Annotated in this window: 19 protein-coding genes; 13 read left to right on the top strand and 6 right to left on the bottom strand. The window is 67.9% G+C overall.

The genetic code is table 11. The annotated features are described in order from the left end of the window. Positions 1 to 79 precede the first annotated feature (79 nt). Positions 80 to 3,046, top strand: a complete 2,967-nt coding sequence (locus tag ACVXZ4_RS11740; RefSeq protein WP_461795025.1) for an FtsK/SpoIIIE domain-containing protein — start codon at positions 80 to 82, stop codon at positions 3,044 to 3,046. Between the two features lie 20 nt (positions 3,047 to 3,066). On the opposite strand, the gene ald is transcribed toward ACVXZ4_RS11740, so the two are convergent. Beyond that, on the bottom strand, positions 3,067 to 4,182 hold the full coding sequence (ald, locus tag ACVXZ4_RS11735; RefSeq protein WP_461795024.1) for an alanine dehydrogenase: 1,116 nt from the start codon (positions 4,180 to 4,182) through the stop codon (positions 3,067 to 3,069). A 301-nt stretch (positions 4,183 to 4,483) separates the two neighbouring features. Between ald and ACVXZ4_RS11730 the strand changes: the two genes are divergently transcribed. Genes ACVXZ4_RS11730 through ACVXZ4_RS11710 form a run of 5 tightly spaced genes read left to right on the top strand, consistent with a single transcriptional unit; the run spans position 4,484 to position 10,034 of the window. Further along, a complete protein-coding gene (locus ACVXZ4_RS11730; protein WP_461795023.1) occupies positions 4,484 to 5,698 on the top strand; it encodes an ABC transporter substrate-binding protein in 1,215 nt (404 codons plus the stop codon). Further along, positions 5,698 to 6,897 (top strand): ABC transporter ATP-binding protein, encoded by a 1,200-nt coding sequence (locus ACVXZ4_RS11725; protein WP_461795022.1) that lies wholly within the window; start codon positions 5,698 to 5,700, stop codon positions 6,895 to 6,897. The genes ACVXZ4_RS11730 and ACVXZ4_RS11725 overlap by 1 nt, the downstream gene beginning before the upstream one ends. Positions 6,898 to 6,901: 4 nt before the next feature. Further along, on the top strand, positions 6,902 to 7,813 hold the full coding sequence (locus tag ACVXZ4_RS11720) for an ABC transporter permease (protein ID WP_461795021.1): 912 nt from the start codon (positions 6,902 to 6,904) through the stop codon (positions 7,811 to 7,813). A 32-nt stretch (positions 7,814 to 7,845) separates the two neighbouring features. Beyond that, complete coding sequence (locus ACVXZ4_RS11715) at positions 7,846 to 8,679, top strand: ABC transporter permease (RefSeq protein ID WP_461797971.1); 834 nt, start codon at positions 7,846 to 7,848, stop codon at positions 8,677 to 8,679. Beyond that, on the top strand, positions 8,679 to 10,034 hold the full coding sequence (locus tag ACVXZ4_RS11710) for a transaminase (RefSeq protein ID WP_461795020.1): 1,356 nt from the start codon (positions 8,679 to 8,681) through the stop codon (positions 10,032 to 10,034). The genes ACVXZ4_RS11715 and ACVXZ4_RS11710 overlap by 1 nt, the downstream gene beginning before the upstream one ends. A 104-nt stretch (positions 10,035 to 10,138) precedes the next feature. Here ACVXZ4_RS11710 and ACVXZ4_RS11705 read toward each other — a convergent pair whose 3' ends face one another. The 3 genes from ACVXZ4_RS11705 to gabT all read right to left on the bottom strand — a co-directional run bounded on the left by ACVXZ4_RS11705 (position 10,139) and on the right by gabT (position 14,119). Further along, positions 10,139 to 11,035 carry an endonuclease domain-containing protein gene (locus tag ACVXZ4_RS11705; protein WP_461795019.1) on the bottom strand — a complete coding sequence of 299 codons (897 nt, stop codon included), beginning with the start codon at positions 11,033 to 11,035 and terminating at the stop codon, positions 10,139 to 10,141. A gap of 751 nt (positions 11,036 to 11,786) precedes the next feature. Then, a complete protein-coding gene (locus ACVXZ4_RS11700) occupies positions 11,787 to 12,758 on the bottom strand; it encodes an asparaginase (protein ID WP_461795018.1) in 972 nt (323 codons plus the stop codon). Positions 12,759 to 12,769: 11 nt separating this feature from the next. Beyond that, complete coding sequence (gene gabT, locus ACVXZ4_RS11695) at positions 12,770 to 14,119, bottom strand: 4-aminobutyrate--2-oxoglutarate transaminase (protein ID WP_461795017.1); 1,350 nt, start codon at positions 14,117 to 14,119, stop codon at positions 12,770 to 12,772. Between the two features lie 109 nt (positions 14,120 to 14,228). Between gabT and ACVXZ4_RS11690 the strand changes: the two genes are divergently transcribed. The 3 genes from ACVXZ4_RS11690 to ACVXZ4_RS11680 all read left to right on the top strand — a co-directional run bounded on the left by ACVXZ4_RS11690 (position 14,229) and on the right by ACVXZ4_RS11680 (position 16,870). Continuing rightward, on the top strand, positions 14,229 to 14,702 hold the full coding sequence (locus ACVXZ4_RS11690; RefSeq protein ID WP_461795016.1) for an OsmC family protein: 474 nt from the start codon (positions 14,229 to 14,231) through the stop codon (positions 14,700 to 14,702). 67 nt (positions 14,703 to 14,769) lie between these two features. After that, positions 14,770 to 15,747, top strand: coding sequence for an FKBP-type peptidyl-prolyl cis-trans isomerase (locus ACVXZ4_RS11685; RefSeq protein WP_461795015.1), 978 nt, complete (start codon positions 14,770 to 14,772; stop codon positions 15,745 to 15,747). Positions 15,748 to 15,784: 37 nt separating this feature from the next. Next, positions 15,785 to 16,870, top strand: coding sequence for a 1-deoxy-D-xylulose-5-phosphate reductoisomerase (locus ACVXZ4_RS11680; RefSeq protein ID WP_461795014.1), 1,086 nt, complete (start codon positions 15,785 to 15,787; stop codon positions 16,868 to 16,870). A gap of 7 nt (positions 16,871 to 16,877) precedes the next feature. Here ACVXZ4_RS11680 and ACVXZ4_RS11675 read toward each other — a convergent pair whose 3' ends face one another. Beyond that, positions 16,878 to 17,273, bottom strand: coding sequence for a hypothetical protein (locus tag ACVXZ4_RS11675; protein WP_461795013.1), 396 nt, complete (start codon positions 17,271 to 17,273; stop codon positions 16,878 to 16,880). After that, on the bottom strand, positions 17,270 to 18,550 hold the full coding sequence (locus ACVXZ4_RS11670) for a serine/threonine-protein kinase (protein ID WP_461795012.1): 1,281 nt from the start codon (positions 18,548 to 18,550) through the stop codon (positions 17,270 to 17,272). The genes ACVXZ4_RS11675 and ACVXZ4_RS11670 overlap by 4 nt, the downstream gene beginning before the upstream one ends. A gap of 77 nt (positions 18,551 to 18,627) precedes the next feature. On the opposite strand from ACVXZ4_RS11670, the gene ACVXZ4_RS11665 reads away from it, so the two are divergent. From ACVXZ4_RS11665 to ACVXZ4_RS11650, 4 genes are all read left to right on the top strand, one after another. Continuing rightward, the gene (locus tag ACVXZ4_RS11665; protein WP_461795011.1) at positions 18,628 to 20,016 is read left to right on the top strand and encodes a M50 family metallopeptidase; all 1,389 of its coding nucleotides are present in this window, start codon (positions 18,628 to 18,630) and stop codon (positions 20,014 to 20,016) included. Positions 20,017 to 20,112: 96 nt separating this feature from the next. Continuing rightward, complete coding sequence (gene ispG, locus ACVXZ4_RS11660; RefSeq protein ID WP_461795010.1) at positions 20,113 to 21,261, top strand: flavodoxin-dependent (E)-4-hydroxy-3-methylbut-2-enyl-diphosphate synthase; 1,149 nt, start codon at positions 20,113 to 20,115, stop codon at positions 21,259 to 21,261. A gap of 145 nt (positions 21,262 to 21,406) precedes the next feature. Next, positions 21,407 to 23,194 carry a proline--tRNA ligase gene (locus ACVXZ4_RS11655; protein ID WP_461795009.1) on the top strand — a complete coding sequence of 596 codons (1,788 nt, stop codon included), beginning with the start codon at positions 21,407 to 21,409 and terminating at the stop codon, positions 23,192 to 23,194. 215 nt (positions 23,195 to 23,409) lie between these two features. After that, complete coding sequence (locus ACVXZ4_RS11650) at positions 23,410 to 24,339, top strand: hypothetical protein (RefSeq protein ID WP_461795008.1); 930 nt, start codon at positions 23,410 to 23,412, stop codon at positions 24,337 to 24,339. The last annotated feature ends 392 nt before the right edge of the window (positions 24,340 to 24,731 follow it).

Raw genomic sequence — 24,731 nt, 5'->3', positions numbered from 1 at the left:
CGCCCGGGTGCGGCAGTGACTGTCCAGAAATCGGGTCGCGTCGCGTGGCGAACGAGACGACCGCTGGTTTCCTTGCGTGATGCCCGATCCCGCGCCTTCGATTCCCGGCGGGGCTCCCTCGCCGATCGCGAGTGCGACCCCGCCGGGTGATACCCACCCGATCGCGGCGCCTCGGCCACCCGAGGAGTCGCGTCCGAACGGGTTTCCGGTCATCGCGGTGCTCGCGCCGGTCATCGGCTCCGTGCTGATCTGGGCTCTCACCCGGTCGCCTTTCGCCCTTGTCTTCGCGCTTCTCGGGCCCCTCGTCGCGATCGCCAGCGTCGCGGATGCCCGCATCCAGTCCCGGCGCACGGCTCGGCGGGAGTCCGCCCGCTTCGATCGGGAGGTCGCCGCCACGCGGGCGACGATCGACAGGCTCCATACGGAGGAGCGTGGCAACCGGCTGCGGACCGGACCGGGGGCGGTCGGGCTCACGGCCCGCCCGACTCACGACCCCGAGAGATGGCGCTCAGCGGCGAGCGGGGGAGTGCCCGTGCGGCTGGGACTCGGTCGGGCGTCGAGCGCGGTGACCCTCGATGGTCGCTCGGCGCCACCGCCTGTCGGCGAGGATCCGGTGCAGCGCACGCTGGATGAGCTCTCCGCGACGGCGTGGCAGATCGACGGTGTGCCGATCATGGTCGACGCGCGACTCGGGCTCGGCGTCTGCGGGCCGGCGCCCATCGCTCGAGCGGTAGCGCGAGGCATCCTGCTCCAGCTCGCTGACTCGCTCTCACCCGCGTGCACGACCTTCTCCCCCTGCGACCCGGTGTCCGGCGGGTGGATCAGCACTCTGCCGCAGCGCAGCACCGGGCCGGTCGACGGCGCTCCCGCCACCGGAGCCTCTACGCTCGGCTGGAGAAGCGCCGGTGAGAGCGGGGTGGTGGCGGTCGCCGCGCAGGTGGAAGACCTGCCCGTCGAATGCCGGGTGGTGGTGAGGGTGTCGTCCGGGCGAACCGGCCACCTGATCCGCTGCCCGGATGACGCGGGGCTCGGGTCACTCCCGATGACTCTCGAAGTCGAGCTCGTGTCGGCGGAGCAGGCCGACGAGCTCGGGCGGTTCCTCGCGACATCGGCCGACCTCCTTGGAGTGGCGCCGGAAGATGCCGATGCCGAAGCGGAGCCGAGTTTCCACGGACTCCGCCCGCCGAGCATCGCTGCTGGGAGCCGGGGGTCCCTCGCGTGTGTCTTCGCCCGGGCCGTCGACGACGGTGACGGAATGATCGTCGATCTCGTAGCACACGGGCCGCACGCGGTCATCGGTGGCACGACCGGCAGCGGCAAGAGTGAACTCCTGGTCAGTTGGGTGCTCGCGATGGCGCTGGCGCACTCTCCCGCGGCGGTGAACTTCCTGCTCGTGGACTTCAAGGGGGGATCCGCCTTCGCGCCGATCCGCTCGCTTCGGCATGTGGTGGGCGTCGTGACCGACCTCGACGAGAGGACTGCCCACCGCGCCATGCTGAGCCTGCGGGCGGAGCTGCGGTATCGCGAGCGGGTCATCGCCGACGCCGGGGCACGGTCCGTCGACGATCCGGGGGTCGAGCTGCCCCGGCTGGTGATCGTGGTGGACGAGTTCGCCGCCCTGGCGGGCGACTACCCGCAGTTGCATGAGCTCTTCGCCGACCTCGCGGCTCGCGGTCGTTCGCTCGGCCTCCACCTCGTTCTCTGCACCCAGCGCCCGGCCGGCGCCATCCGGGACACGGTGCTCGCCAATGCGACCCTTCGGCTGTCACTGCGGGTCAACAACCGCGCCGACAGCCTCGCGGTGCTCGGTACCTCTCAGGCTGCGGAACTCCGCGGCGACCGGCCCGGCCGGGCCCTGGTCTCCCTCGACGGGGGAGCCGCCCGCCTGGTGCGGGTGGCTCGCGTCACCGAGGCGGACGTTCGCCGGGTCGGCGACCAGACTCCGACGTCGGGGCCGGCCATCCGCCGGCCATGGTGTGACGATCTCGGCACCTCGATACCGCTCAGTGCTCTCGACCGCACCGGAGACGGCATCCCCTTCGGCCTGGTCGACCTGCCCGAGGAGCAGCGGCAGGAGACCGCACTGTGGCAGCCGGCTCGCGCGGGCAACCTGTTGGTGATCGGCGCGCAGGGTTCCGGCAAGTCCGGGCTGTTCGACACCCTGGGCTGTGCGACGGGAGTCGAGGTCCTGCCTGCCGGCACGGATGAGGCGTGGGATGCGGTGGAGGAAGCGCTCGGTCGGGTGCGGGCCGGCGTCGCCGGTGCGCGGGTGCTGCTCGCCGATGACCTCGATGCCCTCGTGGGCCGATTCGCCGAGGAGTACCAGAGGGAATTCGTCGACCGCCTTGTCGAGCTCGCCAGGGGTGGCTCGGCGGTCGGGTTGCAGCTCGGCATATCGGTGCGGCGGGTGCCTCCCGCGCTTCAGACCCTTGCGGCACTCTGTGATGAGCGCATCATCCTGCGCCTGGGGTCCCGCCAGGACCACCTGATGGCCGGGGGCACGACGGCCGGGTTCTCCGCGGATGCCCCACCCGGCGCGGGCGAGTGGCGCGGTTCCCGCATTCAGGTCGCTCTTCGCGCCACATTCCCGGCAGCAGCGCCGGGCGCGCTGGCGACGCCGGCACCACCGATCGGCCGGCACGCGGCGCCCGCTGTCGCGTTCGGCCAAGGAGACCATCGAACGGTGGCAGTGGTGACCACTCGGGTTGCCGAGTTCACCCGACGGTTGCGGGCGATCGATCCGCCGGTCGGGGAGGTGCGCGCATTGGCCACCGGTGCCCGAGCGGGGGCCGACCCGATAGATATCGTCGACGCGTCGTCGCCGACCGTCATCGTGGGCGACCCCGACTGTTGGCAGGCGAACTGGGCCATGCTCGGCGCCGTGCGCACGAGTGGTCTCATCGTGATCGATCGGTGCAGCGTCGCCGAATTCCGCGCGATCAGCGGTCGGCGCAGCCTGCCACCGCCGATCCGCGCCGGTGTGGACCACTGCTGGGCGATGGACCCGGACGGTTCGGTGCGGCGGATGCAGGCACCGCTTGCATGACAGCCGCCGCCCGCCCCGCGTCAGGCCAGTACGCTCGTGAGGCTGCGGAAGTCCAGGCCGTGGGCGGCGGCGACCGGCGGACTGATGATCTCGCCGGCATGGGTGTTGAGCCCGAGGGCGAGGGACGGATCGGCCCGCAACGCGTCGACCCAGCCGCTGTTCGCGATGGCGCGGACATAGGGGAGGGTCGCATTGGTGAGGGCATACGTGGAAGTGTTCGGCACCGCTCCCGGCATGTTCGCGACGCAGTAGAAGAGCGAGCCATGGACAGTGAAGGTGGGGGCGGCGTGGGTGGTCGCGTGGGAGTCGGCGAAGCATCCGCCCTGGTCTACTGCGATGTCGACGAGCACGCTGCCCGGCTTCATGCGGGAGACGAGCTCGTTGCTCACCAGCTTCGGGGCCTTGGCTCCGGGCACGAGCACGGACCCGATCACCAAGTCGGCCGAGACGCAGGCGCGGTCGATCTCGAAGGAGTTGGACGCGATCGTCTTGACGCGGCCGGCGTAGAGGGCGTCGAGTTCGCGCAAACGCTGCAGGTTGGTGTCGAGCACCGTCACCTCGGCGCCGAGGCCCACGGCGACGGAGAGCGCATTGGTGCCGGCGACGCCGCCGCCGAGCACCACGATGCGTGCCGGATGCGTGCCGGGCACGCCGGGCACCAGGAGGCCGGGGCCGCCGTTCGGCTTGAGCATCGCGTTCGCGCCGACGATGGGGGCGAGCCGTCCGGCGACCTCGCTCATCGGCGCGAGCAGGGGGAGCGCACGGGAGGGCAGCTGCACGGTCTCGTACGCGATTCCGGTGACGCGACTGGCCAGAAGTTCGTCGGTGAGGCGCCGTTCCGCAGCGAGGTGCAGGTAAGTGAAGAGCAGGAGGTCGTCGCGGAAGAAGCCGTACTCGCTCTCGACAGGCTCCTTCACCTTGAGCAGCAGGTCGGCCGCGGCCCAAGTGGAGGCGGCGTCCGCGGCGATCGACGCGCCGGCATCGACATACGCTTCGTCCGAGATCGAGGAGCCGAGGCCGGCACCGCTCTGCACGAGCACCTCATGGCCATTTGCGACCAGATCGTGCACGCCGGCCGGCGTGATCGCGACCCGGAACTCGTTGTTCTTGACCTCGGACGGAACGGCGACTCTCATGACACTCCTGGGTGATTGTCGGTGCGATTGTGCCACGTCTCTGTGGCGGGCGCGGGGCCGGATCGACGGATCGCGCACACCCAGCGTAGCGGCGGACGACGCGTGATTCCGCAACGAAATCATGCACAGAGGTACTGATTTCGTGAAGATTGTGTTTCGGGATGGGGGTTTTGCCCCTTTTCGCGTGCGCTCCGGCGGGGTGCTGTGCAAGTATCGAGCAAGGCGGTTCGACCGATGCGGTTCGACCCATGTGGTTCGCCGATGTCCCCGTTTGCTTACGTCGTGAAGGAGTCACATCTCAATGGCCAGGTCAATTCCCACCGATCCGATGGTCCAACGTCTGATCCGCGAGGCGCGCGGAGCCTCCCTCACCCGTCGTAATGTGCTCGCCGGCGCAGGCATCGGGGCCGCAGCTCTCTCGCTCGCCGCCTGTTCGACCGGAGGGGCGACGGCGAAACCCACCGCCGCGGCCGACAAGTCGAGCACCGACAAGAGCATCAAGTGGGACAACTGGGCCGCGTACATCGACGAGGACGCGGATGGCAAAACCCACCCGACTCTCGACGCGTTCGAGAAGCAGTCCGGGATCGCCGTGAAATACGACGTCGCGGTCGACGACAACAACACCTACTACGGCAAGGTCAAGGACCAGCTCGCGCTCGGCCAGGACATCGGCGCAGACCTGGTGTGCCTCACCGACTGGATGGTCAGCCGCCTCATCAACTTCGGCTATGTGCAGAACTTCGACCTCTCGAAAATCCCGAACTCCAAGAACCTGACGCCGTCGCTGCAGGACGTGGACTTCGACCCCGGCCGCAAGAAGTCGCTGCCGTGGCAGGGTGGTTTCGCGGGGATCTGCTGGAACAAAGACAAGGTACCCGGCGGTCTCAAGTCGGTGGAGGACCTCTGGGACAAGTCGCTCAAGGGCCGCGTCGGCGTGCTGTCGGAGATGCGCGACACGATCGGCCTCATCATGATGCAGGCGGGCGTCGACATCTCGAGCAAGTGGGAAGACTCCAAGTTCGACGACGCGATCGACGTCTTCCGCAAGCAGGTGAACGACGGCCAGATCCGGAACATCAAGGGCAACGCCTACCTCGAAGACCTGAAGAGCGAAGACACCCTCGCCGCGATCTGCTGGTCGGGCGACATCACGGTGATCAACGCCGAAGCCGGCGACAAGTGGGAGTTCGCGATCCCCGAAGCAGGCGGAACGCTCTGGAACGACAACTTCGTGATCCCGATCGGGTCGCAGAAGAAGTCCGCCTCGGAGGAGCTCATCAACTACTACTACCAGCCCGAGGTCGCCGCCGAGGTGGCTGCCTGGGTCAACTACATCACCCCTGTCGTCGGCGCGAAGGAAGCGATGCAGGCCATCGACCCGAGCCTCGCCGACAACCAGCTGATCTTCCCCGATGAGAAGACGCTGTCGAACACCAAGGTCTTCCGCACTCTCACCGGCGCCGAAGAGAGCAAGTTCGGCGCGGCGTTCCAGGCCGTCCTCCTGGGCTCCTGATGGCGAGCGGAGCGTTCGCAGAGGCCGGTGCGGACCTCGAACTCGTCGGAATCCAGAAGCGGTTTCCGGGATTCACCGCGATCGAGGAGATGGACCTGGTGATTCCCGCCGGGTCGTTCTTCGCGCTGCTTGGACCGTCCGGGTGCGGCAAGACCACCACCCTGCGTCTTGTTGCCGGTCTCGAGGAGGCGACAGCCGGCCGCATCCTCATCGGAGGCAAGGACGTCACCGACACCAAACCGTTCCAGCGGCCGGTGAACACCGTGTTCCAGAGCTACGCACTCTTCCCCCACATGTCGATCATCGACAACGTGGCGTTCGGGCTTCGGCGGCGCAAGATCGCGGATGCCTCGACCAAGGCCCATGAGGCGTTGCGACTGGTCGAACTCGACCATCTCGCAGCGCGTCGCCCGTCGCAGCTCTCCGGCGGCCAGCAGCAGCGGGTGGCGCTCGCCCGCGCGATCGTCAATCGACCAGCCCTCCTGCTGCTCGATGAGCCCCTCGGGGCACTCGACCTCAAGTTGCGGCGGCAGATGCAGCTCGAACTCAAGTCGATCCAGGAAGAGGTCGGTCTCACCTTCCTCCACGTCACCCACGACCAGGAGGAGGCCATGACCATGGCCGACACCGTCGCGGTGATGAACAAGGGCCGCATCGAGCAGCTCGGTTCTCCCGAGGTGCTCTACGAACTTCCCCGCACCGCGTTCGTGGCGAACTTCCTCGGCCAGTCGAACCTCTTCACCGGGCCCGTAGCCGGCACCACCGCCGACAGCATCTCCGTGGATATCGAGGGATGCAAGATCGTCGTGCCGAAGTCGCGGGCGCAGCGCCACTCCGGCGACGTGACGGTGGGGGTTCGGCCGGAGAAGCTCACGCTCCACCTCACCGAACCCGCCTCGGCCGCCGGCACGAACATCCTCGGCCCCGGGCGGGTGATCGACGTCTCGTTCAGCGGCGTGAGCACCCAGTACATCATCGCGATTCCGGGCCTCGGATCCGTCGTCGTCTTCGTGCAGAACACCGGCGCAGGACCCCTGGTGATCGAAGGCACAGATGCCTGGGTCTCCTGGAGCGTCGAGCACGGGTTCGGCCTCGAAGACGAAGCTCCCGTTGCTCCGCGTTTCGCCGCGGACACCGACACCGCCTCGATCGCCGTGCAGAAGAAGCGGGCGCTCATGTCGGAGCTCGAGGAAGCCTGAGCCGATGGCATTCTCCGCATTCGCCACGGGCACGGCACAGGAACAGGCCCCGCGGCGCAAGAGCCGCATCGCCCTGCTCCTGCTGCTGCCGGGCATCCTCTATCTGGTGCTGTTCTTCCTCGTACCGCTCGTCTCGCTGGTCATCACCTCGCTGCAGGCGCCAGCGGCTCTCGGCGACATCGGCGAATACCAGACGGCTTTCGACTGGCAGAACTACGTCACCTCCATCACGCAGTACGGCGGCCAGATCGTGCGGTCGTTCTTCTACGCGGTGCTCGCGACAGTCTTCGCGCTGCTGTTCAGCTATCCGCTCGCCTACTTCATCGGGGTGAAGGCCCGCCGCTGGCCGTTGCTGCAGAACCTGATGCTCGTGCTCGTGATCGCGCCGTTCTTCATCAGCTTCCTGCTGCGCACCCTGGCCTGGAAGTCGCTGCTCTCAGACGAGTCGGCCTTTGTGACCGGCCTGAAGGCACTTTCCCTCCTCGCTCCGGATGCTCACGTCACCGGTACCCCGGTGGCCGTCGTCTTCGGGCTCACCTACAACTTCATCCCCTTCATGACGCTGCCCCTCTATGCCGCCCTCGAGCGACTGGATACGCGCTATCTCGAAGCGGGAAGCGACCTGTACGCGCATCCCTTCACCGTCTTCCGCACGGTGACGATCCCGCTGTCGATGCCCGGCATCGTCTCCGGGGTGCTGCTCACCTTCATCCCGGCGGCCGGCGACTATGTGAATGCCAGCCGGGAGTTCCTCGGCGGTACCGGAACTTCCATGATCGGAAACGTGATCGAGAGCAACTTCCTCGTGCTGCTCAATTACCCGGCGGCGGCGTCGCTGTCGATCATCCTCATGGTCGTGATCCTCGCGATCGTCACCGTCTATGTGCGCCGGAGTGGAACGGAGGACCTGCTGTGACCGTGCAGGAAGGACTCGCGATCGCGACCGCGGTGGACACTCCGGCCGCTCCCCGCGGACCGCGCCGACGCTTCAGCCTCGGCAGCTGGCTACTGCCGGTCTACACAGCGCTCGCGCTGGTGTTCCTCTTGATCCCGATCGCCTACACGTTCGTCTTCTCGTTCAACGACTCGATCAAGTCGAACATCTCCTGGCGGGGGTTCACTCTCGACAACTGGACCAATGTCTGCGACGCGCAGGATGTCTGCGCGGCCTTCGGCAACAGCATCCTGATCGGCGTCACCGCGACGGTGATCGCCACAACCCTCGGCACGATGATCGCGATCGCGCTTGTGCGCTACCGCTTCCGGTTCCGTTCGGCGATCAGCCTGCTTCTCTTCCTGCCGATGGCGACTCCCGAGGTGGTGCTCGGGGCCGGACTCGCGGCCGAATTCCTCGGAGCGGGAGTGGAAAAAGGGCTGGTCACAATCATCATCGCGCACACCATGTTCTGCATAAGCTTCGTGGTCGTGACCGTGAAGGCGCGCGTGTCGAGCCTGGACCCCGCCCTCGAAGAGGCGGGGCGCGACCTCTACGGTTCACCGGCCCAGGTGTTCTGGCGCATCACGTTCCCGCTGCTGCTCCCGGGCATCGTCGCGGCGGCGCTGCTGTCGTTCGCTCTGAGTTTCGACGACTTCATCATCACCAACTTCAACTCCGGATCCGCCACCACGTTCCCCAAGTTCGTCTACATCGCGGCGGCACGCGGCATCCCGGCGGAGGCCAACGTGATCGCCTCCGCGGTGTTCCTCATCGCCATCGTGCTCGTGGTCTCGCAGCAGGTCAGCGCGGCGGCCCGCCGTAAGCGGCTCGCGCGGGTGGGCTGATGGCGTACGCGGACCGCGCGCGGCTCGCGGGGCTCTGGCAGGCCGAGATCGACCTGTTCCGGGCCGAGCGACCCCGGTCGGCGGAGTTGTTCGCCGAAGCGACACCGCACCTGCCGGACGGCGTCCCGATGCTCTGGATGGCCAAGTGGCCCGGCCCCTGGCCGGTCTATGTGCAGAGCGCCTCCGGCTCGCATTTCGTCGACGTGGACGGCATCGACCACGTGGATCTCTGCCTGGGCGACACCGGGGCGATGTGCGGCCATGCGCCCGCCGCCGCTGTCGCAGCGATCTCGGCGCAACTCAGCAGGGGCTCGACCTTCATGCTCCCGACCGCGGATGCCGCTGCCGCTGCCGAGCTGCTCGCCCAGCGCTTCGGGGTGCCGGCCTGGCAGTTCAGCCTCTCCGCGACCGATGCCAACCGCAGCCTCATCCGCTACGCCCGCCAGGTGACCGGCCGGCCGAAGATCGTCGTTCACGACTACTGCTACCACGGCACCGTCGACGAGGCCTATGCCACCCTCGACGCGTCGGGCGCTGTCGTCGAACGCCGCGGCACGATCGGGGCGCCGGTGCCACCGAGCCTCACAACGGCAGTGGTGCCATTCAACGACATTCCGGCGCTCGAGGCCGCTTTCGCCACCGGCGACATCGCCGCGATGCTCATGGAGCCCGCCCTCACCAATATCGGCATCGTGCTGCCGGATCCGGGGTATCACGCCGCGGTGCGCGATCTCTGCACCCGCTACGGCGTGATCCTCATCATCGACGAGACGCATACGCTCTGCGCGGGACCGGGCGGCATGATCGCGCGGGACGCTCTGGACCCGGACGCGGTGGTCGTGGGCAAGAGCATCGGCGGAGGCATTCCCGCGGCGGCATATGGCATGACGGCATCCTTCGCTGCGTTGGTGCGGGAGTCGCTGGAACTCGAGGATATCGATGTCGGGGGAGTGGGCGGCACCCTCGCCGGTAATGCGCTGTCACTCGCCGGCATCCGCGCCACCCTCTCCGAGGTCCTGACCGCGGACGCCTTCCCGGGCATGATCGATCGTGCCACCGAGTGGACCGTGGGAGTGCAGGCAGTGCTCGACGAATTCTCGGTGCCATGGCAGGTCACCCAGCTCGGTGCCCGTTCGGAGTACAGCTTCCGGGCGACCGCGCCCCACGATGGCGCCGAGGCTGCGGCTGCCGACGACTTCGAACTGCAGCAGTACCTCCACCTGCATGCCCTGAATCGCGGCATCCTGATCACGCCGTTCCACAACATGGCGCTGATGGCGCCGAGCACCACCGCGGCCGACGTCGAGCGGCACACCCTCGCGTTCCGCGAGGCCGTGGTGAGCCTCTACGCCTGATGGACGCGGGCTGAGCGGGCTCGCGCAACCCTCCTTCGAGTTGCACTCTTGTGCGGCCTCTCTGCCCCGTCCACCCACAAAAGAGTGCAACTCGGCGCCAGACGTCAGCGATGCGCGAGCAGCCGACGGATGCGCGCCACCAGCTCGGCCGGATCCTTCAGGTCGTCGGCGTTCAACTCCATCACGCGCCATCCGTTGGCCTCGAGCTTCGACCGGCGGGTCATGTCTGCCCGCCACTGCCCCTTGGTCGTGCGGTGGTAGTCGCCCTGGTACTCGAGCACCAGGCGAAGACCCTCGAAGATGAAATCGGTGCGGGCGACGAACTCTCCGTGGTGGTCGGTCACCTCGCGATTGATGTGCGGCGGCGGGAATCCCGCGTCCTCGAGAATCAGACGAAGCCATGACTCCGGCGGTGACTCGGCGCGTTCGTTGAGGCGCTGGACCGCCCGGGACAGTGCGCGGGAGCCACGCCTACCGCACCGCAGGCGAATCGCTTCCTCGAGAGCGGTCGTGGTGGTGAGAGGTTGTCGCCAGTGGATGAGGAAGTCGCCCGCGGCGACGAGATCCTCGAACGCGAGCTGGTCCGCGAGGTCGGTCCAGGTGCGAGTGACGGATGTCACGCGCAGTCTAGACAGCACGTTGACATCGGTCGGCATCACTGCGAGCCGATGCCCCACCACCCCAATCGCAGACAGGGCCCTCGACGGTGACGGGACGGCGACGTGCAGGTCGCCGGCGTGCTCGCTAGCCCAGGGGAGCGGGATGCCATAGAGCAGCGCGGCGGTCGAATGGGAGAAGAAGGCGCGTTCGGGAATCCTCAATTGCAAGAGTGCGCACCTCCCGCGAAGGTCGGCGGGAGCGTTCATCGCGCGGACACCCCACACGCTGTTGTCGAGGTCTCCGGCGCGCAGCCGGCTAGGCGCAATCCCGAAGTTCCTCGCGGTGCCGACCGTGAATCCGTGCGCAGGAAGACCCGGCGGAAGGGCAGCGGCTCGAGTCATCCATCGAGGGTGCCAGTTTCGCGATCATCCGCGTGCGAATGTTCCACAGGGACACTGAGGTGCCGGCGCCAACGCCGAATTGCACTCTTCTGCGACCTGATGCTGATGCGCACCCACAAAAAGGTGCAACTCGGCGGCGGAAGGACGCACGCGGGCGCCGCGGGCGCCGCGGGCGCCGCGGGCGCAGGCGCCGCGGGCGCAGGCGCCGCGGGCGCGGGCGCGCGTGCTAGGGGCTCGCGCTGGGTGGCCTTCCCGGTGGAGTGCACCGGGCGACCGCGCCGAAAGCACCCGCCGGCCGCGTGCGCCGGGGGTACCCGGCGCGAGGCTAACCGCCGCGGGTGCCCGGCGCGCGCTGACTGCGGGGAGGTACTCTGTGCGCTCCTACCTGCCGCGCGCTAAACGGCGCGCGGCTGACCGCCGCGCACGATTGCAACGCTGAGTTGCACTCTTCTGCGACCTGATGCAGATGTGCACCCACAAAAGGGTGCAACTCGGCGAAGAACGATCGCGTGCGGCGGCAACACCGGACCACACCGGACAGCGCCGAACCGTGTCGGATTGCGCTGCGCGAGCACACCGACCGAGGATGCTGAGCCACCCAACCGAGCCACCCACCGGCCGACCCCGACCCGACCCGACCCCGACCCGGCGCGACCCGGCCGATCCCGGCCCGGACCCGGCCCGGCCGACCTCTACTCGGCCCGGCCGACCCCGGCCATACCCCGACCCGACCCGAAGCCGACGCGCGACGCTAGACGCCGCGCACGACCCCCGACACGCGGATGTCGCCGACGGGCAGCCCGCCGCCGAGCACCTTCTCGGTGGTCAGGGCTCCGACCCGGTCGGCGTCATCCCAGGAGACGGCCCCCACGGAGGCGAGCAGCCCGAGGGCGACGAGCGAGGTCGCGCGGGCGCTGCCGTCCAGCATCTTCAGGGCGACGGCGGTGCCGTCCGGGGCTCCCATCACGATGACGCCCTCGGCGCCACCCTTTGTGAGCAGGCCGAGCTGTTCGATCACAACGGTGTTGGCGCGGCCCGGTCCGTCGATAGCCCAAGGCTCGGCGAGCACCGCTGCGGTGAGCAGGGCGGCGGAGGCATCTCGTCCGGCAGAGACCCGGCCGACCCCGGTCGCGAGTCCACGCAGGGTTGTCGCGAAGACCGGCGCGCCGCAGCCGTCGACACCCACGTGGCCGATCGGCTCGCCGGTGAACTCCTCCACGGTCTCGCGGATGCGCTGCTGTAACGGATGCGCCGGATCGAGATACGTCTCCGTCGGCCAGCCGTTCTCGACGCAGGCCAGCAGGAAGGCAGCATGCTTGCCGGAGCAGTTCATCGTGACGCGGGCGGGAGCGGATGCCGCGGATCGCGATGCGCTGTCGAGGGGCCAGTCGAGCGGGCACTGCAGCGCGTCCTCACCGAGCCCTGCCCGCGCGAGCAGCTCTCGCACGACTCGCACATGAGCGGAGGTTCCGGCGTGACTGGCCGTCGCCAGTACCAATTGCGCGCCGGCCAGCGACACCCCCGATCGGAGCACCGTTATGGCCTGGAAGAACTTGAGCGACGACCGGCCGTAGACGAGGGCATCCGCATCGCCGAGCGCGCGGGCGACAGTGCCGTCGGGGGAGACGACGACCGCGGCTCCCAGATGGCGCGACTCATCGAGTCCCGACCGGGACAGGATAGCCAGTTCGACGATGCCGGTGGGGTCGAGGGGGTGACTCACTCGGGTCGAATTCACAGACTCGCGAGCGCGTCGTCGAGCACCTGGAGCGCCTCGCGCAGCAGGTCGTCCGAGATCGCGAGCGACGGGAGGAAGCGGATGATGTTGCCGTAGGTGCCCGCGCTGAGCAGCAGCACGCCGTTCTGGCCGGCGAAGGCCGTGATGGCGGAGACGGCGGCGGCATTCGGGGTGTGGGTGCCGGGCGTCACCAACTCGATGGCGATCATCGCGCCGATTCCGCGCACGTCGCCGATCACCGGGTAGCGCTCCTGGAGGGCGACAAGGCCCGGCTTCAGCACTGCCTCGATGCGGGCTCCCTCGGCCAGCAGGTCCTTCGACTCGATCTCGTCGAAAACGGCGATGGCGGCGGCTGCGGCGACCGGGTTGCCGGCGAAGGTGCCTCCGAGGCCACCGGGGTGGGAGGCATCCATGATCTCGGCTCGACCGGTGACTCCCGCGATCGGGAGGCCGCCGGCGATGCCCTTCGCGCTCAGGACCATGTCGGGCACGACGCCTGAGTGCTCGATGGCGAAGTACTTTCCGGTGCGGGCCATGCCGCTCTGGATCTCGTCGGCGACGAAGACGATCCCGTGTGCGGTACACCATTCACTGAGGGCCGCGAAATAGCCGTCGGCGGCGACGACGAATCCGCCCTCTCCCTGGATCGGCTCCACGACGAGGCAGGCGAGATCGGTGGCACCCACGGACTTCTCGAGGTACGAGATGGTGCGGGCCGCGGCATCCGCTCCGCTCAGTCCGTCGTGGAACGGATAGGAGTTGGGCGCGTGGTGCACGTCACTGGCGAAGGGCCCGAAGCCCAGTTTGTAGGGCATGGCCTTGAAGGTCATCGCCATCGTCAGGTTGGTGCGACCGTGGTAGGCGTGGTCGAGCACCGCGACACCGGGGCGTCCCGTGTACTTGCGGGCGATCTTCACGGCGTTCTCCACCGCCTCGGCGCCGGAGTTGAGCAGCACGGTCTTCTTCGCGAAGTCGCCGGGAGTGTGCTCGGCCAGCAGCTCGGCGACCCGCACATAGCCTTCATAGGGCGTCACGGTGAACATCACATGGGTGAAGGCGGCGAGCTGGGCGGATGCCGCGGCCACGACCGCCGCGTCGGTGTGGCCGATCGTCATGACGCCGATGCCGGCCCCCAGGTCGATGAACTGGTTGCCATCTACATCCACCACGATCGCGCCGTGGGCGCGCTCGATGAAGACGGGGAGCGCCGAGGCGACACCGACCGGGATCACCGCAAGGCGTCGCTCCTGGAGGGCCAGCGACCGCGGTCCCGGAATGGCCGTGACGATGCGGCGCTCCGGCACGATCTCAGCGGGACTCAAGGTGGGGGCGAGGGTATCGGTCATGCTGCGAATTCTATCGTCGGCGGTCGTGTCAGAGCCGGCGGTCGTGTCAGACAGGGCGGTCGTGTCAGACAGGGCGGTCGTGTCAGAGAGACGGCGTAGCGTTCACAGGGTGAATCACGAACATAATTTCGTCGTCGCGCTCGAATGGACCGGCAACCGCGGCACCGGCACGAGCGGCTACAAGGCCTACGGGCGCGACCATGTTGTGCGTGCGGAGGGCAAGCACGAGATCAGCGGATCTTCTGACCGGGTCTTTCACGGTGACGCCGACCGCTGGAACCCCGAGGAGATGCTGATCGCAGCCCTCAGCCAGTGCCACCTGCTCAGCTACCTGCACGTCGCCGCCAGCAATGGTGTGGTCGTGACCGAGTACACGGATGCGGCCACCGGAGTCATGGAGCAGACGGCGGATGGCGGCGGCCATTTCACCAGCGTGACGCTGCGCCCCATCGTGACGATCTCGGCGGGGGATCCCGAACTCGCCCGATCGCTTCACCACGAGGCGAGACTCAAGTGCTTCATCGCCAATTCGATGAACTTCCCGGTGGAGCACGAGCCACAGGTGGTGCTGCGGACGCAATAGCGGCTCGATTGCGCGACATTCAGGCTTTGGTCAGCTTGATCAGGGGGTCTGCCCCCACACTTGACCGGTGAAGAAAACATTCTCGGTGCAAAAATCGCTGTCGGTCCTGGCCATCGCCGCTCTCGCCTTCTCGCTCGCGGCCTGCAGCTCCTCCACTTCGGCGGACGGCTGCACCCCGACGGCTTCCGGGTCGAACTCGAGCAAGGTCAAGGTCACCGGCAAGTTCGGCGCCGCACCGACGGTCAAATTCACCAAGGGACTCAGTACCAAGAAGACCGAGCGCTCCGTCGTGATCGACGGCAAGGGCGCCGTCGCCAAGTCCAATGGCACCGTCGAGGTCGACTACACCGCCTATGACGGCACCTCCGGCAAGAAGATCGATGCGACCACCTACAAGAAGGGCTCGACGACGGCGTTCCAGCTCAAGGAGTCCAGCATCCTGCCCGGCATGATCAAGGGGCTCAAGTGCTCGCCCGCCGGAAGCCGGGTCGTCGCGGTTATCCCGCCCGCCGACGCGTTCAAGTCCGCCGGTTCGGAGGGCCTCGGGGTCAAGGGCACCGATTCGCTCGTCTTCGTCTTCGATGTCGTCAAGGTCACGGCGCCGGTGAAGGTGCTTCCGAAGGCGAATGGCGCCGTCCAGAAGCCGGTCGCCGGCCTCCCGACGGTCAAACTCGCTGCGAACGGCGAGCCCACCGTCACCGTGCCGAAGGCCGACGCGCCCACTGACCTGAAGATCGCCGATCTCAAGAAGGGCACCGGCACGACCGTCAAGTCGGGCGACACCGTCACCGTGCACTACACCGGGGTCATCTGGGCCACCGGAAAGGTGTTCGACTCCAGCTGGACCCGCGGACAGCCCGCGAGCTTCGCCACCACCGGCGTCATCCCCGGATTCGGCAAGGCTCTCGTCGGCCAGAAGGTCGGATCCCAGGTCATCGCGGTGATCCCGCCGGCGGACGGCTACGGTAGTGCCGGGCAGACGGCAGCGGGGATCAGCGGCACAGACACCCTCGTGTTCGTCGTCGACATCCTCGCCACCTCCTAGCGCCTTTCCCGCGGTTCGAAACGGCTAGCGTAGCCTCATGCGTCGCGTCATCATCCTCGGTTCCACCGGATCGATCGGCGTGCAAGCGCTAGAGGTGATCGCGGCCAATCGCGACCGTTTCGAGGTCGTCGGCCTCGCCGCCGGCACCCAGCGTGCCGTCGTGGAGGCGCAGGCCGCGGCCTTCGACGTAGAACACGTCGCGCTCGGCGAGATCGAGGCCGAGCAGCTCGTGCGCACGGTTCGAGCGGATGTCGTGCTCAACGGCATCACCGGATCCGTCGGACTGGGACCCACTCTCGCCGCCCTCGAGGTCGGAGCGACCCTTGCGCTCGCCAACAAGGAGAGCCTGATCGTCGGGGGCGAACTCGTCATCGGCGCGGCGGCCCCCGGCCAGCTGGTGCCGGTCGACTCGGAGCACTCGGCCATCGCGCAGGCGCTGCGGTCGGGCACTCCGGCCGAGGTGCGTCGACTCGTGCTGACCGCGTCCGGCGGCCCGTTCCGCGGTCGCAGCCGCGAGTCGCTTCGGGGCGTCTCTCCGCGCGAGGCGCTCGCGCATCCGACCTGGGACATGGGGCTCGTGGTCACGACCAACTCGTCGACCCTCGTGAACAAGGGGCTCGAGATCATCGAGGCCCACTACCTGTTCGATGTGCCCTACGACCGCATCGACGTCACGGTGCATCCGCAGTCCATAGTTCATTCGATGGTCGAGTTCGTCGACGGCTCGACCATCGCCCAGTGCTCGCCGCCCGATATGCGGCTGCCGATCTCGCTCGGGCTGGATTGGCCGAATCGCGTTCCCGGGGTCGGGGCACCGCTCGACTGGACATCGGCGAGCTCGTGGACGTTCGAGCCGCTGGACACGCAGGCCTTCCCGGCGGTCGACCTCGCCAAGCGGGTCGGTCGCGAGGGCGGCACCTATCCGGCGGTCTTCAATGCGGCCAACGAACAGGCCGTTCTCGCCTTCCACGCGAGTCGGATCGGCTACCTCGACATCGTCGACACCGTCGCGGCCGTCGTCGACGCACATTCGTCGTCCGGTGCCCTCACCCGCGAGTCACTCGCCGAGGCGGAGCTCTGGGCACGCGCTGACGCCGACCGTCGGATCGCCGGCCACCGGTGATCGGGGCCTAACGGTTCTTGCCGTGGTTGCCGTTGCCGGGCTTGCCGGGCTTCTCGGTCTTTCCGGGCTTCGAGGCGTCCTGCGCGGCGATCGCGGCCTCGAGGTCGGTGCGCACAAGGGCGATGGCCGCCGCGATGCTGTCGAAGCGTGCCGCACTGACCTCGCCTCTCGCCCGGGCATCCGCGAGCATTGTGGCGAGTTCGTCGAGCCGCGCGAGAGCAGCGGTCGGGTCGGCTTCCGCCGAAGAGGTCACCGACAGCACCGCCGACTGGAGCCGGGAGGCGACCTCTCGCGAGTAAGCCGAGGCCGTCGGGGTCGTCGCCGGCGCGGCGGTGCCCGCGCAGCCCGTGAGACCCAGCGCGACTGCCAGGATGCCGGCGACCAGGACTGCTGCGCGCCTCACGGTGCCACGCTCTTCTGAAGTTGGCGAAGGTGCTCGCCGAGAGTTCCCGGTACCTCCGGGTAGACGGCCGAGACGCCCGGCTTCGCCGATGGTGAAGTGGATGTCGCGGGGCCCGTCGAACCCGGGCGCGAGAGTGACACGGCCAGAACGACGACGATGAGCGCCGCCAGGACACCGGCAATTCCGGCGGCGACGCGAGGGAAGCGCCTTCGCGAAGGGGCGGGGGGCTCGTTCGCAGTAGACGCACCGAGGACCATCGTCGGGGGTTCATCGCCCGGCGGGAGGAGCATCGTCGGTGCGAGCTCCTCGTCGGTGGACAACAGCTTCGTCGACTCCAGCCGCTCGGTCGCCACCAGGGGTACCGTCGGATCGTCTGCCGGTGCTCCGACGGCGGACGAGTCCCGGGAAGCTGCACCGAGGAAGCCCGGCTCGGTGAGTGTCGCGGCCACTGTCGCGGCATCCGGTCGATCCGCGGCGTGACGGGCCGTCATGCCGGCTAGCAGAGCCCGCCAGGAGCCGCCGACACCGACTGGGATCTCGGGATCCCGCGTGAGCCGGGAGAGGGCCGATTCGATAGCGGTGCCTGGGAAGGCCCGCTGTCCGGTGAGGGCTTCGAGCAGCACGAGTCCGAGCGAGTAGACGTCGCTTGGAGTGCCGACCGTCGCACCCTGAGCCTGCTCGGGACTCAAGTAGGTGGCGGTGCCGATCACGGTGCCGGTGGCCGTCATCCGCGCGTCGTCCAGGAGTCGGGCGATTCCGAAGTCGGCGAGCTTGGCGAGCGGCGCACCGGGTGTCGAATGGTCGTGGGGGAGCAGGATGTTCCCGGGCTTCACATCGCGATGCACTACGCCCCGGCTGTGGATGTATGAGAGAGCACCAGCGACGTCTGAACCGACCTTCGCGATCAGTGCCCCGTCGGGCGGGCCCTCGAGCAGCCGGGTGCGCAGGTCGACTCCGTCGACGAATTCGAGCACGAGGAACGCTCTGCCGTGGTCACCGACACCACCTTCGGCGACGGCGTCGAACAGGGTCACGAGCGCCGGGGCGTTGAGGGACGCGAGCAGCTGCACCTCGTCCCGCTGGCGGCGCACATCGTCGGCGTCCGCGAGCTCGGAGCGGAAGACTTTGAGCGCCACCGTCCGTCCGAGGGACTCATCGCGAGCCCGGTAGACGGTCGCCATCCCCCCGATACCGACGGTGGATTCGATTCGGAACCGGTCGCCGACGAGGTCGCCGGCGGCGAACTCCGGAGTCGGCCGGTTCCCGACGGTGCTCATCGTCCCATTGTGGGCCATAGCAAATGACAAGCTCTCCCACCGCCGACCTCCAGCCTGGGGCGGATACGCTGTGCAGCGTGGAAACCGTCCTGCTCTACATCTTCGGCATCGTGGTCGTCGTCATCGGCATCGCCCTGTCGATCGGGCTCCACGAGATCGGGCACCTCGTACCCGCGAAGCTCTTCAAGGTGCGTGTCGGCCAGTACATGATCGGTTTCGGACCGACGATCTTCTCGCGCAAGAAGGGCGAGACCGAGTACGGCGTGAAGGCCATCCCCCTCGGCGGCTACATCTCCATGGCCGGCATGTACCCGCCGGCGAAGAAGGGCCAGACCTCGCGCACGTCCGGCACCGACGCATTCCCGCTCGAATCGGAGTACGAGACGGAGTCCGCGGGCCGTACGGCCAGCACCGGCTTCTTCCAGACGATGGTGCAGGATGCCCGCACCCAGAGCGAGGACACGATCGAAGCCGGTCACGAAGACCGGGTCTTCTACAAGCTTCCCGTCTGGAAGCGCATCATCATCATGCTCGGTGGCCCGACGATGAACCTCATCATCGCGATCGTGCTGTTCGCCGTACTGCTGTCGGGCATCGGTACCCAGGGGTACAGCACGACCATCGACTCGGTCAGCGCGTGCGTGGTCCCCGCGGCGAGCACGAGCGGCAAGTGTGCGGCGAGCGACCCTGTCGCTCCCGCCGCGGCAGCCGGGATCAAGCCGGGCGACACGATCGTCTCCATAGACGGGGTCGCCATCACGAGTTGGCAGCAGGAGACCGCGATCATCAAGCGGTCGGCGGGCAAAGAGCTGTCCATCGTCGTCGAGCGAAGCGGCGCGACCACCACTCTCACGGCGACACCGATCGCCTCGGAGCGCTATGTGCTCGATGCGACCGGGAAGCCGATCACCGATTCCGCGGGCAAGCAGGTGACCAAGACCGTCGGCTTCCTGGGAATCGGGCCGAGCTTGACACTCCAGAAGCAGCCGCTGACCGCGGTGCTCCCCGCCGTCGGCTCGACCATCGCCGCCGACGCCCAGCTCATCGCGAACCTGCCGGTGAAGCTCTACGGTGTCGTCCAGGCTCTTGCGGGTACCGAGAAGCGTGATGCGAACGGTCCGATGAGTGTCGTCGGTGCCGGTCGGATCGCCGGGGAGATCGCCTCGACCACCCGGATCCCTTTCGCTGAACGGTTCTCCTACCTGCTGGGGATCCTCGCCTCCCTCAACATCGCCCTCTTCGCGTTCAATCTCATACCCCTGCTTCCCCTCGACGGCGGCCATGTCGCCGGGGCACTCTGGGAGGGCATCCGTCGATTCTTCGCGAAGCTGTTCAAGCGTAAGGATCCGGGCCCCGTCGACATCGCGAAGCTCGTCCCGCTCACCTTCGCCGTCGTGCTCATCCTCGGCGCGATGAGTGTGTTGTTGATCGTCGCCGACATCTTCAAGCCCGTCAGCCTGGGCTGAGGGCAGCACGCGACGACCGGCCGCCCTCGCCCGCGGTGGAACCTCAGGGTGCCGGCATCCAGAAGTCGTCCACCCGGCACGCGTAGAATTCCGAGAGTGCCAGCAATCAATTTGGGTATGCCCCTCGCCCCTCCCGTCTTGGCCCCGCGCCGCAAGACCCGTCAGATCTCCGTCGGCAAGGTGAAGGTCGGCGGTGATGCCCAGGTCAGCGTGCAGTCGATGACCACGACGCAGACCACCAACATCAACGCCACCCTCCAGCAGATCGCCGAGCTCACGGCCACCGGCTGTGACATCGTGCGCGTCGCCGTGCCGCACCAGGACGACGCGGATGTGCTTCACATCATCGCGAGCAAGAGCCAGATCCCGGTGATCGCCGACATCCACTTCCAGCCTCGGTACGTCTTCACGGCCATCGACGCCGGCGTGGGCGCGGTGCGCGTCAACCCCGGCAACATCCGCAAGTTCGACGACCAGGTCGGCAAGATCGCCGCGGCGGCCAAGGCGGCCGGCGTGAGCATCCGCATCGGAGTCAATGCGGGGTCGCTCGAGCCGAGCATCCTGCAGAAGTACGGCAAGGCCACCCCGGAGGCGCTGGTGGAGAGCGCTGTCTGGGAGGCGAGTCTCTTCGAGGAGCACGACTTCCACGACTTCAAGATCTCGGTGAAGCACAACGATCCCGTCGTGATGGTGAAGGCATACCGGCTGCTCGCCGAGCGCGGCGATTGGCCGCTCCACCTCGGCGTCACCGAGGCCGGCCCGGAATTCCAGGGCACGATCAAGTCGGCGACGGCGTTCGGGATCCTGCTCGGAGAGGGCATCGGCGACACCATCCGCGTCTCGCTTTCGGCCCCTCCCGTCACAGAGATCAAGGTGGGACTGCAGATCCTGCAATCCCTCAACCTGCGCGAGCGCAAGCTCGAGATCGTCTCCTGCCCGAGCTGCGGACGCGCCCAGGTGGACGTCTACCAGCTCGCCAACGACGTCACCGCCGGCCTCGAGAAGATGACGGTGCCCCTGCGCGTCGCCGTGATGGGCTGCGTCGTCAACGGACCGGGCGAGGCCCGCGAGGCCGACCTCGGAGTGGCCAGCGGCAATGGCCGCGGGCAGATCTTCGTCAAGGGCGAGGTCATCAAGACCGTGCCGGAGGCGGACATCGTCGCCACCCTCATCGAGGAGGCCAACCGCCTGGCGGCAGAGATGCCGCCCGGTGCCACCGGTTCGCCAGAGGTCGTCACCGTCTGAGTCTGGTTTCCACCCGGATTCATTCGTGGACGTGGACCCCGTTCGGGTCGGGGTCCACGCGCACCATAGTCATCCGGAGCGTTCCGTGCTTTGGTTTGGTCGCAGTCCGAATCTGCGTGACAGGCGCGGCGGCTAAAGTATCCAAGTGCCCACACGACTCTCGCAGCTGTTTGTCCGAACCCTTCGCGAAGATCCCTCCGATGCGGAGGTGACGAGTCACCGCCTGCTCGTGCGGGCGGGCTACATCCGCCGCCAGGGGCCGGGCATCTTCGCCTGGCTGCCGCTGGGACTCCGCGTCAAGCGCCGTATCGAGACGATCATCCGCGAGGAGATGGACGCGATCGGCGCCCAGGAGGTGCACTTCCCCGGGCTGCTGCCCCGTGAGGCTTATGAAGTGACCGGTCGCTGGACCGAATACGGCGACGGAATCTTCCGCCTCAAGGACCGCAAGGGCGCGGATTACCTGCTCGCCCCGACCCACGAGGAGGTCTTCACCCTTCTGGTGAAGGACCTGTACTCCTCGTACAAAGACCTGCCGTTGTCGATCTACCAGATCCAGGACAAATACCGCGACGAGGCTCGCCCCCGTGCCGGACTGCTGCGCGGCCGAGAGTTCACCATGAAAGACGCCTACTCGTTCGACTACACCGACGAGGGGCTGGACACGTCCTACCAGGACCAGCGCGACGCCTACGAGCGTATCTTCGCGCGCCTCGGCCTCGATTACGTGATCGTGCAGGCGGATGCGGGGGCGATGGGCGGATCGCGCAGCGAGGAATTCCTGCACCCCACCCCCGTCGGCGAAGACACCTTCGTGCGCTCGGACGGCGGCTATGCGGCAAACGTCGAGGCCTTCCGCACCGCGGTCCCTGAAGCGCGTTCGTTCGAGAAGCTCACCCCGGCCGAAGTGCTGGATACCCCTGACACTCCGACGATCCAGACCCTGGTGGATGTCGCGAACGACAAGCACCCTCGCCCGGACGGCCGCCCGTGGACGGCCGCCGACACGCTCAAGAACATCGTGCTCGCCCTCACCGCTCTCGACGGCTCCCGCGAACTCGTGGTCGTCGGGTTGCCCGGCGACCGCGAGGTCGATCTCAAGCGTGCAGAGGTCGCGTTCGCTCCCGCCGCCGTCGAAGCCGCGAACGAGGGCGACTTCGCGCGCCATCCGAGCCTCGTGAAGGGTTACATCGGCCCGTGGACGGCAGGCGGCCCAGTGCTCGGTGCCTCCACCGACGAGCGAATGACGGCTACGGGCATCCGCTTCCTCACCGATCCGCGCGTCTCCACCGGCTCGGGTTGGATCACCGGTGCCAATGAGCACGGCAGGCACGTGTTCGGCCTGGTGGCCGGGCGTGACTTCGTGTCGGACGGCACCGTCGAGGTCGCCGAGGTACTCCCGGGAGATCCGGCCCCGGATGGCTCGGGGCCGGTCGAGCTGGCGCGCGGGATGGAGATCGGGCACGTGTTCCAGCTCGGACGCAAGTATGCCGAGGCCCTCGGGCTGAAAGTGCTCGACCCGAACGGCAAGCTCGTCACGGTGACCATGGGGTCCTACGGCATCGGCGTCACCCGCATCCTCGCGGTCATCGCGGAGGCCAACAACGACGGGCGCGGTCTGATCTGGCCGCGCAACGTCGCCCCCTTCGACGTCCATGTCGTGGCTGCCACCAAGGAGATCGAGGTGCTGGAAGCCGCGGTCTCACTCGCCGAAGACTTCGAGAAGCGCGGCTACGACGTGCTGGTCGACGAGCGCCCCAAGGTCTCGCCGGGCGTCAAGTTCGGCGATGCCGAGCTCATCGGCGTGCCGCTGATCGTGATCGTGGGCAAGGGATTCGCCGACGGGATGGTCGAGCTGTGGGATCGCCGCACGGGCGTGAAGACCCCCGTGGCGCTCGCCGACGTGATCGAGGCGGTCGCCGCGCTCGACTGAAGACTGCGGGGGGACTGCGGCTCCTCAAGACCGCGAGTTCCAAAAGACTGCGAGTGGGCGAAAGTGGCGCCAAAACGCGGATTTTGGCGCCACTTTCGCCCACTCGCGGGAATGGTTTCCGGGAATGTCGCGGTTGGGTTGTGGGCTTTCGCGACGCGGGACTGTGCCCTGTGGACAAGTTTCACGCGGGCGGACCTCTCCGACGACGATGGAGCATGCCTCGAACCATCCCGATTGCGCCCCACCTCCTCGGAAATGCCCTTCTCACCGGCGACGGAGCCGCCGATTCCCTCACCAGGGGTCGACTTCGCGGAGCGGACGTTGCGCATCCATTCCACGGGGTGAGTTCTTTCGGTCTCGACCTCGGAACGATCGTCGGGCTGTGTCGCTCCTATGAGCCGCGGCTGAAGCCGGGGGAGTTCTTCAGCCATCTCACCGCTGCCGCGTTGTGGGGAATCCCGCTGCCCCACACGCCACGGGCACAGAGCCTCCACGTCTCGTCGCGCGGTTCGGTATCGCGCCCCCGAACCCGTGCGGTCGTCGGACACCGCCTGACGCTGGCCGATTTCGAGATGATCGGGGGACTTCCCGTGACAGACCCCGAGACGACCTGGTGCCAGCTCGCGGTCTATCTCTCGAAGGAAGACCTCGTCGCGGCCGGCGATTTTCTCGTGTCGGGAACCCGTTTGCCAGGAGGGGCTCGAACTGAGCCGCTCTCGTCGATCCTCCTTCTCGAGGCCGCCGTGAAACGTCGACGGGGGTGCCGAGGGGCGACGAAACTCGCCTGGGCCGTGCCGCGGCTTCGGATCGGCGTCGACTCTCGCCCGGAATCCCTCACGCGATTGGTGCTGGTGGCCGCGGGCATCCCCGAACCGGCGATTAATGCACCGACTCTTGTCGACGAGGGTCGGCGCACCCTTCATGCGGACCTGACCTGGGAAGAATGGAAGGTGGTGCTGGAATACGAGGGCGACGACCATCGCACCAACGCTCGTACCTTTCGCAACGACATCGAGAGACGAGAGCTGTTCGAATCGGCGGGTCGGCGTTACATTCGGGTCACTGCCGATGATCTCTTCCTGCGCCCGGGGATGCTGACCGCGCGAGTGATGCGCATCCTGCGCGATCGCGGCTGGCGGGGCTGACGGCCCTACGCCGAGCGTGGGCTCGGGGCTGTGCGCGAAGATCGGAGTGCGACACGGCCTGACTCTCCCAGCGTCCGGGGACCCCCGGCGTTCGCGGGGCGGCTCTGTCTCCGCGCCCCGGCGTTCGCGGAGCGGTACGGTCTCTGCGGCCCGGCGTTCGCGGGGCGGCTCTGTCTCCGCGCCCCGGCGTTCGCGGAGCCTCCACTGGGCAAAAGTGGCGCTTCTCGCGCCAACTTGGCGCCACTCTTGCCCACTCGCGGGGAAGCACGCCGGGGAGGGACGCGGGGGAGGGACGCGGAGCGGGACGCGGGGACGAGAACGCGGCTGTGACGTCGGGCGGATGCCACTGGCCCGGCTCACCCACCGCACACCCTGCTAACTTAGAGACAGGC

Source organism: Lacisediminihabitans sp. FW035 (assembly GCF_054880895.1).
The sequence above is the reverse complement of the archived record's forward strand: the minus strand, read 5'-3'. Positions and strand labels throughout refer to the sequence as shown.

Bases quoted from the DNA above. Each gene is read 5' to 3' on its own strand.
- ACVXZ4_RS11740 (WP_461795025.1), top strand. From the start codon at position 80: ATGCCCGATCCCGCGCCTTCGATTCCCGGCGGGGCTCCCTCGCCGATC.
- ald (WP_461795024.1), bottom strand. From the start codon at position 4,182: ATGAGAGTCGCCGTTCCGTCCGAGGTCAAGAACAACGAGTTCCGGGTC.
- ACVXZ4_RS11730 (WP_461795023.1), top strand. From the start codon at position 4,484: ATGGCCAGGTCAATTCCCACCGATCCGATGGTCCAACGTCTGATCCGC.
- ACVXZ4_RS11725 (WP_461795022.1), top strand. From the start codon at position 5,698: ATGGCGAGCGGAGCGTTCGCAGAGGCCGGTGCGGACCTCGAACTCGTC.
- ACVXZ4_RS11720 (WP_461795021.1), top strand. From the start codon at position 6,902: ATGGCATTCTCCGCATTCGCCACGGGCACGGCACAGGAACAGGCCCCG.
- ACVXZ4_RS11710 (WP_461795020.1), top strand. From the start codon at position 8,679: ATGGCGTACGCGGACCGCGCGCGGCTCGCGGGGCTCTGGCAGGCCGAG.
- ACVXZ4_RS11705 (WP_461795019.1), bottom strand. From the start codon at position 11,035: ATGACTCGAGCCGCTGCCCTTCCGCCGGGTCTTCCTGCGCACGGATTC.
- gabT (WP_461795017.1), bottom strand. From the start codon at position 14,119: ATGACCGATACCCTCGCCCCCACCTTGAGTCCCGCTGAGATCGTGCCG.
- ACVXZ4_RS11680 (WP_461795014.1), top strand. From the start codon at position 15,785: ATGCGTCGCGTCATCATCCTCGGTTCCACCGGATCGATCGGCGTGCAA.
- ACVXZ4_RS11670 (WP_461795012.1), bottom strand. From the start codon at position 18,550: ATGAGCACCGTCGGGAACCGGCCGACTCCGGAGTTCGCCGCCGGCGAC.
- ACVXZ4_RS11650 (WP_461795008.1), top strand. From the start codon at position 23,410: ATGCCTCGAACCATCCCGATTGCGCCCCACCTCCTCGGAAATGCCCTT.